At 63.5% G+C, this 14,526-nt stretch carries 17 protein-coding genes; all 17 read left to right on the top strand.

Annotated elements, in window-relative coordinates:
• Positions 1-2 precede the first annotated feature (2 nt).
• The 17 genes from cbiE to AC1DUB_RS19150 all read left to right on the top strand — a co-directional run bounded on the left by cbiE (position 3) and on the right by AC1DUB_RS19150 (position 14,332).
• Positions 3-1,343: a precorrin-6y C5,15-methyltransferase (decarboxylating) subunit CbiE gene (gene cbiE / locus AC1DUB_RS19230; protein ID WP_477730875.1), complete on the top strand. Its 1,341-nt coding sequence runs from the start codon at positions 3-5 to the stop codon at positions 1,341-1,343.
• Positions 1,336-2,196 carry a precorrin-2 C(20)-methyltransferase gene (gene cobI / locus AC1DUB_RS19225; RefSeq protein ID WP_477730854.1) on the top strand — a complete coding sequence of 287 codons (861 nt, stop codon included), beginning with the start codon at positions 1,336-1,338 and terminating at the stop codon, positions 2,194-2,196. Before cbiE ends, cobI begins: the two co-directional genes overlap by 8 nt.
• Positions 2,197-2,198: 2 nt before the next feature.
• Positions 2,199-2,981: a cobalamin biosynthesis central domain-containing protein gene (locus tag AC1DUB_RS19220; protein WP_477730853.1), complete on the top strand. Its 783-nt coding sequence runs from the start codon at positions 2,199-2,201 to the stop codon at positions 2,979-2,981.
• The gene (locus tag AC1DUB_RS19215; protein WP_477730852.1) at positions 2,978-3,862 is read left to right on the top strand and encodes an ABC transporter ATP-binding protein; all 885 of its coding nucleotides are present in this window, start codon (positions 2,978-2,980) and stop codon (positions 3,860-3,862) included. Before AC1DUB_RS19220 ends, AC1DUB_RS19215 begins: the two co-directional genes overlap by 4 nt.
• Positions 3,852-4,829 (top strand): ABC transporter substrate-binding protein, encoded by a 978-nt coding sequence (locus tag AC1DUB_RS19210; RefSeq protein ID WP_477730851.1) that lies wholly within the window; start codon positions 3,852-3,854, stop codon positions 4,827-4,829. The genes AC1DUB_RS19215 and AC1DUB_RS19210 overlap by 11 nt, the downstream gene beginning before the upstream one ends.
• Complete coding sequence (locus tag AC1DUB_RS19205) at positions 4,826-5,851, top strand: FecCD family ABC transporter permease (protein ID WP_477730850.1); 1,026 nt, start codon at positions 4,826-4,828, stop codon at positions 5,849-5,851. Before AC1DUB_RS19210 ends, AC1DUB_RS19205 begins: the two co-directional genes overlap by 4 nt.
• Positions 5,848-6,306: a cobalamin biosynthesis protein gene (locus AC1DUB_RS19200; RefSeq protein ID WP_477730849.1), complete on the top strand. Its 459-nt coding sequence runs from the start codon at positions 5,848-5,850 to the stop codon at positions 6,304-6,306. Before AC1DUB_RS19205 ends, AC1DUB_RS19200 begins: the two co-directional genes overlap by 4 nt.
• Before the next feature lie 51 nt (positions 6,307-6,357).
• Positions 6,358-6,549, top strand: coding sequence for a CbtB domain-containing protein (locus tag AC1DUB_RS19195; protein WP_049764243.1), 192 nt, complete (start codon positions 6,358-6,360; stop codon positions 6,547-6,549).
• Between the two features lie 15 nt (positions 6,550-6,564).
• On the top strand, positions 6,565-7,392 hold the full coding sequence (locus AC1DUB_RS19190) for a CbtA family protein (RefSeq protein WP_477730848.1): 828 nt from the start codon (positions 6,565-6,567) through the stop codon (positions 7,390-7,392).
• Positions 7,389-8,384: a precorrin-3B C(17)-methyltransferase gene (gene cobJ / locus AC1DUB_RS19185; protein ID WP_477730874.1), complete on the top strand. Its 996-nt coding sequence runs from the start codon at positions 7,389-7,391 to the stop codon at positions 8,382-8,384. The genes AC1DUB_RS19190 and cobJ overlap by 4 nt, the downstream gene beginning before the upstream one ends.
• Entirely contained in the window at positions 8,381-8,737 is a 357-nt protein-coding gene (locus tag AC1DUB_RS19180; protein ID WP_477730847.1) for a (2Fe-2S) ferredoxin domain-containing protein, read from the top strand. The genes cobJ and AC1DUB_RS19180 overlap by 4 nt, the downstream gene beginning before the upstream one ends.
• Positions 8,727-9,482: a uroporphyrinogen-III C-methyltransferase gene (cobA, locus tag AC1DUB_RS19175; protein ID WP_477730846.1), complete on the top strand. Its 756-nt coding sequence runs from the start codon at positions 8,727-8,729 to the stop codon at positions 9,480-9,482. Before AC1DUB_RS19180 ends, cobA begins: the two co-directional genes overlap by 11 nt.
• A gap of 9 nt (positions 9,483-9,491) precedes the next feature.
• Positions 9,492-10,073, top strand: coding sequence for a cob(I)yrinic acid a,c-diamide adenosyltransferase (gene cobO / locus AC1DUB_RS19170; protein ID WP_477730845.1), 582 nt, complete (start codon positions 9,492-9,494; stop codon positions 10,071-10,073).
• 129 nt (positions 10,074-10,202) lie between these two features.
• Complete coding sequence (bluB, locus tag AC1DUB_RS19165) at positions 10,203-10,889, top strand: 5,6-dimethylbenzimidazole synthase (protein WP_477730844.1); 687 nt, start codon at positions 10,203-10,205, stop codon at positions 10,887-10,889.
• Entirely contained in the window at positions 10,870-11,838 is a 969-nt protein-coding gene (gene cbiB, locus AC1DUB_RS19160; RefSeq protein ID WP_477730843.1) for an adenosylcobinamide-phosphate synthase CbiB, read from the top strand. Before bluB ends, cbiB begins: the two co-directional genes overlap by 20 nt.
• Positions 11,838-12,872 carry an aminotransferase class I/II-fold pyridoxal phosphate-dependent enzyme gene (locus tag AC1DUB_RS19155; RefSeq protein WP_477730842.1) on the top strand — a complete coding sequence of 345 codons (1,035 nt, stop codon included), beginning with the start codon at positions 11,838-11,840 and terminating at the stop codon, positions 12,870-12,872. The genes cbiB and AC1DUB_RS19155 overlap by 1 nt, the downstream gene beginning before the upstream one ends.
• Positions 12,869-14,332 carry a cobyric acid synthase gene (locus AC1DUB_RS19150; RefSeq protein WP_477730841.1) on the top strand — a complete coding sequence of 488 codons (1,464 nt, stop codon included), beginning with the start codon at positions 12,869-12,871 and terminating at the stop codon, positions 14,330-14,332. The genes AC1DUB_RS19155 and AC1DUB_RS19150 overlap by 4 nt, the downstream gene beginning before the upstream one ends.
• Positions 14,333-14,526 lie beyond the last annotated feature (194 nt).

The raw sequence follows: 14,526 nt of genomic DNA, 5'->3' as shown, positions 1-14,526 counted from the left end.
CCATGGAAACCACGGAAGCCGTGGAAGCCATTGAAAAATGCCGCATCCTGGGCGTGCTGGACGACGGCATCAACAGCCTGAGCCAGAGTGCGCTGGCGCATCTGCAATCTGCCCAGCTGGTGATTGGCGGCGCACGCACGCTGCAGTTGCTGGCCGTGCAGATCTCCCCCGATGCGGTGCAGCGCGACCTGACCGGAGCCTTGTCGCAAGTTCCCGAGTGGATTCGTGCCGCGCAGGCCATCGGGCAGCGCGTGGTGGTGCTGGCCACGGGCGATCCGCTGTGCCACGGCATTGCGGCTTACCTGGCCTCGCGACTGTGCATTGAGGCGATTGAGGTGCTGCCCAATGTCTCTACCCTGCAGCTGGCTTGCGCCCGTCTGGGACTGCCGTGGCAGGAAATGAAATTTTCTTCCGTGCACAGTCGCGACGCGGGCGACTGGGTGGCAGGCGCCGAGCCCAGCCACGGCCTGTATGCGCTGCTGCGCGACATCCGCCAGCACGACCGCCTGGCCGTGCTGACCAGCCCCGACAACACGCCCGATCGCATCGCCCGCATGCTGGTGACGGAAGGCCTGGCCGATGACTTTGAAATAGCGGTGGCCGAGCGCCTTTGCCAGAGCGATGAACGCATCGTCAGCGGGATCAGCATTCATTCCGCCGCCCAAATGCCGTTTGCCGACCCCAACGTGGTGCTGCTGTGGCGCAGCAAATTGCGTGCGCCTCAGGTGTTGTTTGGCCTGCCTGATGCCAGCTTTGAGCAGCGTCACCCGGATAAGGGCTTGATCACCAAAAACGAGGTGCGCGCCGTCTCGCTGGCGCGCATGCAGCTGCGTGCCGACAGCGTGGTGTGGGACATCGGTGCAGGCTCCGGTTCGGTCGGCCTGGAGGCGGCGCGGCTGTGCCGCCAGGGCCATGTCTATGCCATCGAGAAAAACGTCGACGACAGCGCCATCGTGGGCCGTAACCGTCAGGCCATGGGCATCAGCAACCATACCCTGGTACACGGCAAAGCCCCCGAGGGCCTGGCGGCCTGGGCTGACCCGGACGCGGTGTTTATCGGCGGCTCGGGCGGTGAACTGGCCGAGCTGATTGCGCTGATCCTGAAACGCCTGAAACCGGGTGGCTGGCTGGTGATGAATTTTGTGACCCTTGAAAACCTGGGAACGGCGGTCGAAACGCTTAAAACCCTGGGCGCTGGCTGGGACGTACTGCAGCTCCAGGCCTCGCGCAGCAAACCTATTTTGCACATGAACCGCATGGCGGCCGAGAACCCGGTGTGGCTGGTGTGTGCGCAAAAAGCGATCGTGCAAAAAGCAGCCAGTGAGGAGAAGGGCCATGACTGAATTTCATGCGGCGCAACCCTCCGCCGTTCTGGCTGAGCCCGTCGAAGCCCTTCGACAGGCTCAGGGCGGACGGGGAAAGGGTCGCCTGTTCGGCGTATCGCTGGGCCCCGGTGACCCGGGCCTGATCACCCGCCGCGCCTGGGCCTTGCTCGAGCGCGCCGATGCCGTCTGGACCTACCCGGTGCGCAGCCTGCGCAAGGAAAGCTATGCGCTGGACATCGCTTTGCGCGCAGGCCTGGTCTTGCCCGAGAAACACCAGTCACTGCTGTTTCCGATGACGCACGACGTGGAAAAGCTGGCGCGCCATTGGCTCAAGGCGGCCGAGACCGTGCGCGACTTGTTGGCGACCGGGCAGGACGTGCTGTTTCTGGTCGAAGGCGATGCCTCCACCTACGCCAGCTTTTGTTACCTGGCGCGCGTGTTGCGCGAGCTCGATGCGGACGCACGAATCGACATCGTGCCCGGTGTGACCTCGTTCAACGCGGCGTGCGCTCAGCTGCACATGCCGCTGTCGGAGCAGGACGACACGATCGCCATCGTGCCGGCCGCCTACGGCATTGCAGCGGTGGAGCGCATGCTGGACGATTTCGACACGTTGGTGCTGATGAAGGTCAAGCCGCTGCTCGACGACCTGATTGATTTGCTGGCGCGCCGGGGTCTGCTGGCGCACAGCCGCTTTATCGAGAAGGCTGGGTCCCCGGTGGAGCGCATCGTGCACGACGTGGCCGAACTCAAGGGCACCAAGGTCAACTACCTGTCGCTGCTGCTGGTCAAAAACCCTTATCGCGAACGCGGCGAGATGCTGCGCGGCTGCCGCAAGAAAACAAGCACTGAAATTGAAGAGGAAACTTAAGGATGAGCACGAACACTTTGCCGCAAACCAGCTCCGCCACACCTTCGGACCTACGCGTCGTGCTGGTCGCCATCACCAAACATGGCGCCCAGCAAACGGCGGAGCTGGCGCGCCAATTGCCCGAGGCCAGTGTGTGTGTGGCCGACAAGTTCGCGCCGCTGATGGCCGGCCTGCCCAACCCGGTGCGCGCCTACAGCGGGGCTTTTCGCGACGAGATCGCCACGCTGTTCACCGACTTTGACCAGGTCGTGTTCTTCGTCTCGCTGGGCGCGGTGGTGCGTCTGATTGCCCCGCATTTGAAGAGCAAGGACGAAGACCCTGGCGTGCTGGTGGTCGATGACGCGGCGCAGTTCGTCATTCCTGTGCTCTCGGGCCATGTGGGTGGCGCCAATGCCATGGCCGAGCAGGTTGCGGCGCTGCTGGGGGCGACCCCGGTGCTGACGACTGCTTCCGACGTGGGCAAGACCATTCCGGTGGATATTCTGGGCCGCGAGCTGGGCTGGAAGGTCGAGGCGCCCAAGATCAACATCACCCGCGTGTCGGCCCATGTGGTCAACGGCGAGCCGATTGCCGTGGTGCAGGAGGCGGGCAGCCCGAACTGGTGGACCCGGCCTACGCCGCTGCCTGCAAGCATTCACAAGTTTGAGCGGTTTGAGGATGTGGATTTGGCGCGGTTCAAAGCGGTGCTGTGGATTACGGATGCGGAGGTCACAGAGACCCGCTGGGCCGAACTGCATGAGCGCCTGGTGGTGTACCGTCCGCCGCTGGGGCAGGGCGCGCAATGACGATTCCTGGCGTGGGGGATGCTCCCGTGCTGGAGCTGCAAGGCGTGTCACTGCAGCGGGATGGTCGTATGGTTCTGGATGCACTGGACCTGCAGGTTCCCTTCGGCGAGCACCTGGCATTGATCGGACCCAACGGCTCCGGCAAGTCGAGCCTTTTGCATGTCATGGCCGGCCGCATCAACCCGCCAGCGGGGCGTGTCATGTTGGGCGGGGCCGTTTTGTCGCAGCTACCCGCCGCGCAGCGTGCACAACACATTGCGGTCGTTCAACAAAAAGAACACATCCACGCACTACTTTCGGTGAGCGAGTACGTTGCGCTGGGACGCACACCATTTGCCTCGGCCAAACGTGAAGAGAACGCATCACAGGTGCAACACGCGCTGGAGCGTTGCGGTCTGTGGACTCTTCGCCACCGGCGCGTCGGTGCGCTGTCCGGGGGAGAGCAGCAACGGGCATGTATCGCACGCGCGCTGACACAGCAGCCCAAGGTGTTGCTGCTGGATGAGCCGACCAACCACCTTGACCTGCGCGCGCGTGCCGACATTCTGGACATGGTGGCAGACATCGGTGTCACCGTGATTGCTGCCTTGCACGAGCTGAGTCTGGTGCACCGGTTCGCGGACCGCGTGTTGATGCTGCAGCAAGGGCGTGTGGTTGCCCTGGATGTACCTCCGCGCGCGCTTTGCCAGTCACATGTCAGCCGTACGTTTGCCATGGACGTGCATTACGTCCCTGTTCCGGGGCGGGTGTCGCCCGTGGCGGTTTTTGAGTCACCCCGGCTTGCGCCTACAAAGCGCATTCCCCCCACCTCTCAAACACTACCCTTAGAAAAACTACCCCTGGAAGGATCTCCCCGTGCTGAATTCTGTGATGCCCTTTAAACAAGGCCCAGTGCAGCCTGCGCTTCACCGCGCAGCAAGCGCCATCTTGCTGGGCTTGGGCCTTGGCTGCATGGCGCAGGCGCAAACATTCCCGGTGACGGTGGACAGCTGCGGGGAAAAGCTGGTGTTCAATGCATCGCCCAAGGCCGCAATGATCCATGACCTCAACATGGCGGATATGGCGCTGGCGCTCAAGCTCCAGAGCCAGATGGCCGCGGTGTCCGGTATCACCGGCTGGTACAAGCCGACCCCGGAGTTCAAGAAGGCACTGGGCAGCATTCCCGAGGTGGCCCCCAAGCAGCCGACCCTGGAAAACGTGCTGTCAGTCAAGCCGGACTTCTTCTTTGCCGGCTGGAACTACGGGATGAAGGTGGGCGGCGACGTAACGCCTGCAACGCTGAAGAGGTACAACATCCCCACGCTGGTGCTTAGCGAGAGCTGCGTGCACATTGACAAAACGCGCCCACRCGCTTCCATGGACCTGCTCTACACCGACTTCATCAAGCTCGGCACCATTTTTGGCAAACAGGCACAAGCCACCGCTCAGGTGGCTGACTGGAAAAAGCAATTGGCTGCCTTGCCCAAGCCGGCGGGCAAAGAGCCGGTTCGCATGTTCCTGTTTGACTCCGGGGAAGACAAACCCTTCACCGCCGGGCGCTTCGCCATTCCTACCGCCATGATGGAAACCGTGGGTGGGCGCAACGTCATGGAAGACCTGGATACGAGCTGGGGTACCGTGTCCTGGGAAGCCGTGGCCGCGCGCAATCCGGAGTTCCTGGTCCTTCTTGACTACGCCAATGATGGTGGCGCAGAAAAGCTGTTGAAGTTTTTGCAGGCCCATCCGCTGATGCAGCACACCGACGCCGTGAAAAACAAGCGCTTCGTCGCGCTGCGCTATGAAGAGTTAACCCCCGGGCCCGCCAACATCACGGCCATCGAGAAAATGGCAAAGGCGCTCAAGCTTTGATCACTTTGCCCCGTTCCTTCGGGCTGACCGCTGCGGTGCTTTGGGGCGTGCTGTTGGTCTTGTGCGTGGTGTCGGTGAAAGCCGGTGCCGTGCCTGTGAGCCTGGAGCGATTGGTGCAGAGTCTGTCGCTCCTGGTGTCCGGTGCGCCACAAGCGCTTTACGGCATGGAGGACCGCATCGTCGTAGAGCTGCGCCTGCCCAGAGTCATTCTTGCGATGCTGGTCGGCGCAGGACTGGCTGTGGTGGGAACACTGTTGCAGACGGTAACCCGCAACGAGTTGTCAGACCCCTATCTGTTCGGTCTGTCTTCCGGTTCGGCCGCTGGCGCCGTTGCAGCCATTACCTTCACAGGGGAGGCGTTCGGTCTGTGGTCGCTACCACTGGCGGCACTGGCCGGCGGCCTGGCATCGGTGGCTGCTGTGCTGCTGCTGTTGCGCGGGTACGCAAACCACTCCTCCGACCGGTTGATTCTTGCGGGGCTTTCGGTGTCATTTTTGTTCACCGCCTTGACCTACTACCTCACGTTCCTGGGCGATCAGCGAGCAGCACAGTCAGTGCTGTTCTGGACCATGGGAGGGCTGGGCGGCGCGCGCTGGGACAACCTGTTTCTACCCTTGCTCGGTGTGGTCACCGTGGGAGGGTTTGCCATTTTCAAAACGCGCGCGCTGGATGCCATGCTGGCCGGCGATCACACTGCGCATAGCCTGGGTGTGGAGCCCGAGCGCCTGCGCGCACAAACCTTCGTGGTGTGCGCCCTGGCTACGGCGTGCTTTGTGTCGGTATCCGGTGTCATCGGATTTGTCGGCCTGATGGTGCCGCACCTGGCACGCGCCCGGGTCGGCGCGTTGCATCAAAGACTACTCGGCATGGGCATGCTCACCGGAGCCGTGCTGCTTCTGGGCAGTGACCTCGTTAGCCGTACCGTACTGGCGCCACAGGAGTTGCCGGTAGGCATTGTGACGGCGAGTTTGGGGGCGCTGTTTGTCATGCGCATCGTGATGCGCAAGCCGGAGGAGGCATGACAAACAAAGACGCCATACCCCTGCCGTACGCCATCGCTTTGGGTCTTGGGTGTGACCGCGGTACCCCGGCGGATGTGATTGCCTTTGCCGTGGAGACGGCACTGGCGCGCATAGGCGCCACCAACGCGCAGGTGAAAGCTGCCGCCAGCATCACGCTCAAGGCCGACGAAGCGGGCCTGTTGGCGCTGGCTGCAGCGCATGGCTGGCCCATCACCTTCTACACCCCCGAGCAACTGGCGGCGGTACCGGTGCCCAATCCGTCGGAGACGGTGCGTCAGTACACCGGTACGCCTTCGGTCAGTGAGGCTGCTGCCTTGCTGGCAGGCGCTGGGGTGCTGGGGCGTTCAGAAGCCCTGCCCATGACCGCCTTGCTGGTCGAAAAATTGAAACACCGTGGCGCCGATGGACGTAACGCCACGGTTTCCATTGCCCGCTGTGACGGTTTCCCTCTGTGACTTTTTTTGTTTTTATTTTTTTAGTTTCTCAACCCTGAAATGGAGCAACCCATGAACGCATCTTCTGCATCTTCCATCTCCCTGGTTGCGAGCGGTAGCGCAACCCGCAGCCTGCTGCTGCAATTGGCCGCCGGTGCCGCTTTGGGCCTGGTGGTGCTGTACGGCGTGGCTTTTGCTGAAAGCCCGCTGGCCCACAACGCCGCCCACGACGTGCGCCACGTCACTGTCAAACCCTGCCACTGAGCCCTGGAGCTTTTCATGTTGTTTCAACGATTGATTTGGGCCGCCCTGGCTGCAGCCTTGCTGGTGGGCAGTGTGCAGTCCGGCGTGCAGCAGTGGCAGGCCGTGCCGATTATTCTGGCGGCCGAGGTGTATGAGGGGCAAAAGGTAGAGGCACCCGCAGAGCCGCCCGCGCCCGCTGCGCACGTCCACGCCGAAGGCGTGGCAGCTGAACACGCGCACGACCATGGCAGCGCCGAGGAATGGGCGCCGGCTGATGGTGCCGAGCGCATTTTCTGGACCTGGGTGGCCAACGTCCTGCACGCCTTCAGCATGGCGCTGCTGGTGTTTGCCGTGATGGGCGTCTGCCTGTGGCGCGGCACGGCCGTGCGTTCGCTGCCGCTGGCTTTGCTGGTGGCTGCGGCGGGTTGGCTCAGCTTTCACTTCTGGCCATCACTGGGCCTGCACGCCGAGATTCCCGGCATGGATGCGGCCCGTCTGGGCTCGCGCCAGGGCTGGTGGGTGTTGGCTGCGGGCAGCGCAGCACTGGCCTGTGCCTCGCTGGCGGGCCTGCGTCATCCCTTGCGCTGGGCTGCCGCAGCGGCGTGGCTGGCTTTGCCTTTTGTGGTGGGTGCACCGCACATTAGCGCCGACCCGTTGGCTGGCTTTAGCGGCGCAGCGCAGCTTGCTTTGCGCGAACTTGGCACGCAGTTCATCTGGGCCACCACTTGGGTATCGCTGTCGTTCTGGGCCTGCATGGGGCTGATATGCGGTGCGGCGTTTCAGCGCTGGCTGCGGCCTGTGCTGGAAGCAACTTTTGAATGCTCGAAGCCAGTTGCATCGGCTGGCACGGCGGTGAACCCATGACCGGCCCCAAAGGAAAAATCATGCTGGTGGGCATTGGTCCCGGCAGCCATGACCATATGACGCAGCGCGCCCGTTCCGCTATTGCCGAGGCCGATGTGGTGGTGGGCTACGTCACCTACATCAAGCTGGTGGCCGATTTGCTGGAAGGCAAGGAGGTCGTGCGCAAAGGCATGACTGAAGAGCTGGACCGCGCGGTGCACGCGCTGGCCAGTGCCCGCGAAGGCAAGAAGGTTGCGCTCATCTCCAGTGGCGACGCTGGGGTGTATGGCATGGCCGGGCCCACCTATGAGGTGCTGTTCCAGGCCGGCTGGACGCCCGAGTCCGACGTGCAGGTGGAAGTCGTGCCGGGGGCCTCGGCCATCAACGCCTGTGCGGCGCTGGTGGGCGCGCCCCTGACACATGACTTTTGCTCGATCTCCCTGTCTGACCTGCTCACGCCCTGGCCGGTGATTGCACGCCGGCTGGATGCGGTAGCGGCATCGGATTTTGTGGTGGCGCTGTACAACCCCAAGAGCGGCCGCCGTACCCAGCAAATCGTGCAGGCACAGCAGCTGTTCTTGCGGCACCGCAGGCCCGACACGCCGGTGGCGGTGGTCAAGTCGGCTTACCGCAGGCGCGAGCGCATCGAGTTAACCACACTGGACAAGATGAGCGACTGCGATATCGGCATGCTCACCACGGTGCTGATTGGCAACAGCCACACCTTTGTGCAGCATGGCCTGATGGTTACGCCGCGCGGCTATGCCAACAAGTACGAGCTGCATGGCGATGGCAGCACACGCGAGGGCGAAAGGCCCGGCCGTTCGCTGTCCACCGGCCTGCTGGGCTGGATGGAAAACCTGCGCATTGACCACGCTGACGGCGAGAGTGTTGCCGCGCTGGCGCTGCGTCACAAACTGCCTGCGGACTACATCGAGGCCGTGCTGACCGCGCCGATTGAAGACGAGGCCGTCAAGGAAGAAACTGCCAGCACCGAGGAATCTGAAGCATGAGCGAAGAAGCAGTGGTCAAACCCAGGATTGGCGCTTACAAACGCCATTTGCTGATCTGCACCGGCCCACGCTGCACGCAGGATGGTGCGTCGCAGGAGCTGTTCGACAGCCTGGGCGACAAGTTCAAGGCGGCCGGGCTGCACGACGGCGAGATGCGCGTCAAGCGCAGCCGGGTGAGCTGTTTTGCCGCCTGCAAGGGCGGGCCGGTCATGTGCGTGCAGCCTGACGGCACCTGGTACTACAACGTCACGCCCGCCAATATGGACCGCATCATTGACCAGCATCTGGTGGGCGGACAGCCTGTGGCTGATCTGGTGTTTCACCAGGGACCGGGGGACTGCCATGACGTTTGAGGCACAGGAGCAAACCAGCCGCGGATTCGTGTCCATCGTGGGTGCAGGCCCGGGCCCGGTCGATTTGATGACGCTGCGGGCATTCGACCGGCTTCAGCGGGCCGAGGTGGTGGTGCACGACCGCCTGATCGCGCCGGAGGTACTGGCTTTGATCCCCCAGGCGGCCCAGCGCGTGTATGTGGGCAAGGCCCTGGGCAATCACGCCGTGCCGCAAGAGGGCATCCATGACTTGCTGGTGGCGCATGCGCGCCTGGGCAAACGGGTGGTGCGCCTCAAGGGCGGTGATCCCTATGTGTTTGGGCGCGGGGGCGAAGAGGTGCAGGCCCTGCAGGCGGCGGCGATTGCCTTTGAAGTGGTGCCGGGGGTGACCGCAGCCAGCGGCTGCTCGGCGGCGGCGGGTATTCCGCTGACGCACCGCGACCTGGCGGGCAGCTGTGTTTTTCTGCCCGGCCACCTGGCAGACGACGAGGCCACGCACGACTGGCAGGCCTTGGCGCGCCCGGGCCAGACCCGTGTTTTTTACATGGGCGTGCAGCGCCTGGCGCAGATTGCCCATCAGCTCATCGCGCATGGCCTGGCACCCGATACCCCGGCCGCCATCGTGCGCGACGGTGCCCGCGCCACGCAGACCGTCATCGCTACCGGGCTGCGCGACCTGGTGGCACGCGCGCCGGCGTATGGCCCCCAGCCCGGCTTGCTCATCATTGGTGAGACCGTGCAACTCAGCCCCCATTTCAACCCTTAGGTGATTGCCATGCAGATTGAAACCCCACCGTCCGACAAGCCCTATGACAAACCCGAGGGTGAGCGCCGCGGCCTCATCATCGTCAATACCGGCGATGGCAAAGGTAAAAGCACCGCTGCCTTTGGCCTGGCCCTGCGCGCGCACGGGCGCCACCATGTGCGTGGCAAGGCCGTCAAGATTTTCCAGTTCATGAAAGTGCCCAGTGCCCGCTTTGGCGAGCACCGCATGTTCGAGCAACTGGGCATTCCGATCGAAGGACTGGGCGACGGCTTCAGCTGGAAAAGCCAGGACCTGGAACATTCCGCGCAACTGGCACGCGATGGCTGGGAAAAAGCCAAGGCAGCTATCCTGGGCGGTGAGTACTTCATGGTGGTGCTGGACGAAATCACCTACCCGCTGATTTACGGCTGGATGCCGCTCGACGACGTGCTGCAGACGCTGCGCGATCGCCCGAAGGACGTGCACGTGGTCATCACCGGCCGGCGCTGCCCGCCCGAAATCATCGAGCTGGCCGACACCGTGACCGAGATGACCAAGGTCAAGCACGCGTTCAACGCCGGCATACCGGCCCAGCGCGGTATCGAAGATTGATTCTGTCTCTACTTCAATGCGATATGTCTCAATGCGATATGTCGTTGCCCCGCCTTGCCGTACCAAAGCACTGTCTGCGGCGGTGCGCCTAATCTCGCACCGAATTAGAAACAGAATAAGGTTGTCCCAATGAGTGTTCCATCAGTCCCCCACGCCTTTAGCCTGCCCGAGCAGCAGGCGGTGTACCGCGCCATTTATGAGCGGCGTGACATGCGCCATTTCAGCGGCGGGGTCGTGGCCGATGAGGTGTTGCAGCGCCTGCTGGCTGCCGCCCACCATGCACCCAGCGTCGGCTTCATGCAACCCTGGCGCTTTATCCGCGTGCGCCGCCAGCCGCTGCGCGCCGCTGTGCATGCGCTGATCGAGGAAGAGCGCATCCTGACGGCCCGGGCGCTGGCCGAGCGCGAAGACGAGTTCATGAAGCTCAAGGTGCAGGGCGTGCTCGATGCCGCCGAAGTGCTGGTGGTGGCGCTGCCGCCGGGGCGCGAGCAGCATGTCTTTGGCCGCCGTACCCTGCCTGAAATGGACCTGGCCTCCGCCGCCTGTGCCATTCAAAACCTCTGGCTGGCCGCGCGGTCGGAAGGGCTGGGCATGGGCTGGGTGTCGATGTTCTCCCCGCAGCAACTGGCGCAACTGCTGCAAATGCCCGAGGGCAGCAAACCCATTGCCGTGCTGTGCCTGGGTCCGGTCCAGGCGTTTTACGACCAGCCCATGCTGCAGGCTGAAAACTGGGCGCACCGTGTGCCGCTGGCCGACATGGTTTTTGAAGACTACTGGGCCAAGCCGGCCCTACCTCATGCCTCAGCCCATGAGTGATGGCGCGCTGCTCATGGCGGCAGCATTGTTGCTCGCTTTGCTCATGGATGGCGTATTCGGCGAACCTCCCTCCTGGGTGCATCCGGTGGTGGGCATGGGCAAGTACCTGTCGTGGTGTGGCAAGCTTTTGCCCGGTTTGCAGCCCTCGCTGGCGTTCGGCTCGGGGGCTTTGGCGTGGCTGGCTGGTGCGGTTTTGGTGGGTGGCCTGGCCTGGTTTGCCCAGCGGCAGATGGTTTTTAGCCTGCATCCGGTCATTGCTGCGGTGTTCATGGCCGTGCTGCTCAAGCCCATGCTGGCCTGGCGCATGCTGCGCAGCGAAGTCGATGCGGTTGAAGCGGCGCTGCAGCAATCGCTGGAAGCAGGACGCGAACGGTTGTCGTGGCTGGTCAGCCGCAACACCGTGCTGCTCAATGAAAGCGAAGTGCGTGAAAGCGCCATTGAATCGCTGGCCGAAAACCTCAACGACTCCGTGGTGGCGCCCATCTTCTGGTTTGTGCTGTTCGGCTTGCCCGGCGCCGCCATTTACCGCTTTGCCAACACCGCCGACGCGATGTGGGGCTACCGTGGTGTTTACAAGGGGAAAAACTGGGAGTGGGCCGGCAAATGGGCGGCGCGGGCTGACGATGTGTTGTCATGGGTGCCGGCGCGCCTGACGGCTTTGCTGCTGGCCCTGGTGGCGGGTCGCCTGTCCTTTAAACACTTGCAGACTTTACGAAGCGAAGCCCGTAAAACGCCATCGCCCAACAGCGGTTGGCCGATGGCGGCCATGGCCCTGGCGCTCGGCGTCAGCTTGCGAAAACCCGGTGTTTACACGCTTAACCCTGAGGGCAAGCCGCCACAGGCCCCAGATACCGCTTCTGCGCAAAAACACGCATCCAAAGTGGTTTTAGCCATTGTTTTATGTGCGCTGACAGCTAGCATATTCATGGCTTTCACGCATTTTTCATGATGAGCACGCAGCAACCGCAATGCCTGCGAATTCACGGTGGCCCCGACCCGTATGGCGTGCCGCTTCATGACTTCTCCACCAACAGCAATGCCTGCGGGCCGTGCCCTCTGGCGCAAGCCGCCGTCAGCCAGGCCGACGCCACGGTATACCCCGACGCCAGCTACACCGCCCTGCGCCAGCAACTGGCCGGGTTTCACGGTGTGGAGGTGCGGCGTGTATTGCTGGCCGGCAGCGCCAGCGAATTTATTTTCCGCGTCACCGCATTGGTGGCGCTGGTGGCGAAGGAGGGCGGGCGTTCGGTCTGGCTGCCGCCGCACAGCTATGGCGACTATGCGCAAGCAGCACTGGCACATCGCTTGACCGTGGCGAGCCAGGTTGCCGACGCACAGCTGCGCTGGAGTTGCGACCCATCCAGCCCGCTGGGAGCGGCGCATGCGGGTCTGGATGCTCTGGTCAAGGAAGCCGGCGTACCGGCCATCAGTGTGCTCGACCGGGCCTACGAACCCTTGCGACTGAGTGGCGCGCTGGCACTCACCGATGCGCAACTGCAAAAACTTTGGCAACTCTGGACACCGAACAAGGCGCTGGGTTTGACGGGCGTGCGTGCCGCGTACGCCATCGCACCCGTCGATGCGGAGGAGGAGGTGCTTGCGCTGGAGCAGCTGTGTCCTTCATGGCCGGTGGGGGCGCACGGCGTGGCCATGCTGCATGCCTGGCTGCGTCCTGACGTGCAAGACTGGCTGGTGGACAGCCTGAAGACCCTGCGCGAGTGGAAAGCACGGCAAATTGCCATGTGCGAATCCCTGGGCTGGACCTGCCTGCCCAGCCATGCCAATTTTTTCTGCGCCCGGCCCGCATTGCCGGTGGGCGTCGCGTTGCAGCACGTGCTGGCCGCATTGCGCATCCAGGGCATCAAGCTGCGCGACACGACCTCCTTCGGCTTGCCCGGCCATGTGCGCATCAGCGTCCAGTCGCCCGCTGCGCAGGACGCATTGCACAATGCATGGCAACACATCACACGAAAGTCAGCATGAGCGGCACATTGGCCAGAAGCGTCATGGTTCTGGGCACCACCAGCGGTGCCGGCAAAAGCTGGCTCACTACCGCACTGTGCCGTTACTACGCGCGGCAGGGGTTGAAGGTTGTGCCTTTCAAGGCGCAGAACATGAGCAACAATGCGCGCGTTGTCGCGGGTGGCGAGATTGGCAGTGCCCAGTATTTCCAGGCGCTGGCGGCGCGCGCCGAGCCCGAGGTGCGCATGAACCCGCTGCTGCTCAAGCCCGAAAAAGACACGCAAAGCCAGGTCATCCTGATGGGGCAGGTCGATGCCGGGCTCTCGCGCATGCCCTGGCGCGGCCGCAGCGCTTCGGTGTGGCCAGTCATCGCCCGGGCGCTGGACGAACTGCTGGCCGAGAACGACGTGGTGGTGATTGAAGGCGCGGGCTCGCCGGCTGAGATCAACCTCAAATCCAGCGACATCGTCAACATGCGCGTGGCGCAGCACACCGGGGCGGCCTGCCTGCTGGTCACCGACATCGACCGCGGCGGCGCCTTTGCCCACCTGTATGGCACCTGGGCCATGCTCGATGAGGCGGAACGCCGGCTGATCAAGGGCTTTGTGCTCAACAAGTTTCGCGGCGACGCCAGCCTGCTGGCGCCCGGACCGCAAATGCTGCAGGAGATGACCGGCGTGCCCACCGTGGCGACATTGCCGATGTGGTGGCAGCATGGCCTGCCCGAAGAAGACGGTGTGTTTGACGACCGTAGCCGGGCGGCAGGGGCCGTGACCACCACCATCGCCGTCATCGCCTACCCGCGTATCAGCAATCTTGATGAATTTCAGCCACTCAAAAATGTGCCGGGCGTGCACCTGAAGTGGGTGCGCAGCCCAGGCGAGCTGGCCGGCGTTGACTGGATCATCCTGCCCGGCTCCAAGCACACCAGCGGTGACCTGGCATGGCTGCGTGCGCAGGGGCTGGACCGCGCGGTGGCCGCCCATGCAGGGCAGGGCGGCGCGGTGCTGGGCATTTGCGGCGGCCTGCAGATGCTCGGCGAGGCGCTGATCGACCCGCATGGTATCGACGGCAATGCGCCGGGGCTGGGTCTGTTGCCGGTGGTCACCGTGTTTGAAGAAGGCAAAACCGTGCAGCGCAGGCATGCCCGGTTTGGCGAGCTGGCCGGAGCCTGGGCCGCCCTGTCAGGCGTGGGCCTGCAGGGCTACGAAATTCATCACGGCCAAACGGCGCCCCACACGGCCATGGCGGCTGCGAGGGACGTTGCACATGGCGTGATGGCCGAAGGCCTGGCTTGGCAAAACACTCGCGGCAATGTGCTGGGCCTGTATTTGCATGGCATGTTTGAAGATCCAGCCGTGCTGCAGGCGCTCTTTGGCGCCACGGTACCCACGCTGGATGCCGTATTTGACGGCCTCGCCGATTACATTGAGCAGCACTTTGAGCCGGGCGTTTTGCAGTCGCTGATAACGACAGCTTGACCTCGCTTAACATCGCTCAACCTCGATTAACATCGCTTAACCTGGCTTAACCTCTTAGCCGTGGACGCGCTTTAGGGGCCCAAAAGAGGCCTGGAGCGTCGGTCTTGCAGATGAATTGGTCCCGCCGAGGGCTGACCTGGATGAAGCATGAAATGCTCTCCGAGAGGTTCTCTTTCGGGCTCTGATGCCGGTCG

The organism is Polaromonas sp. P4_F9, assembly GCF_056401235.1.
Note: the sequence above shows the minus strand (reverse complement) of the source record. Positions and strands in the feature narration are given on the sequence as shown.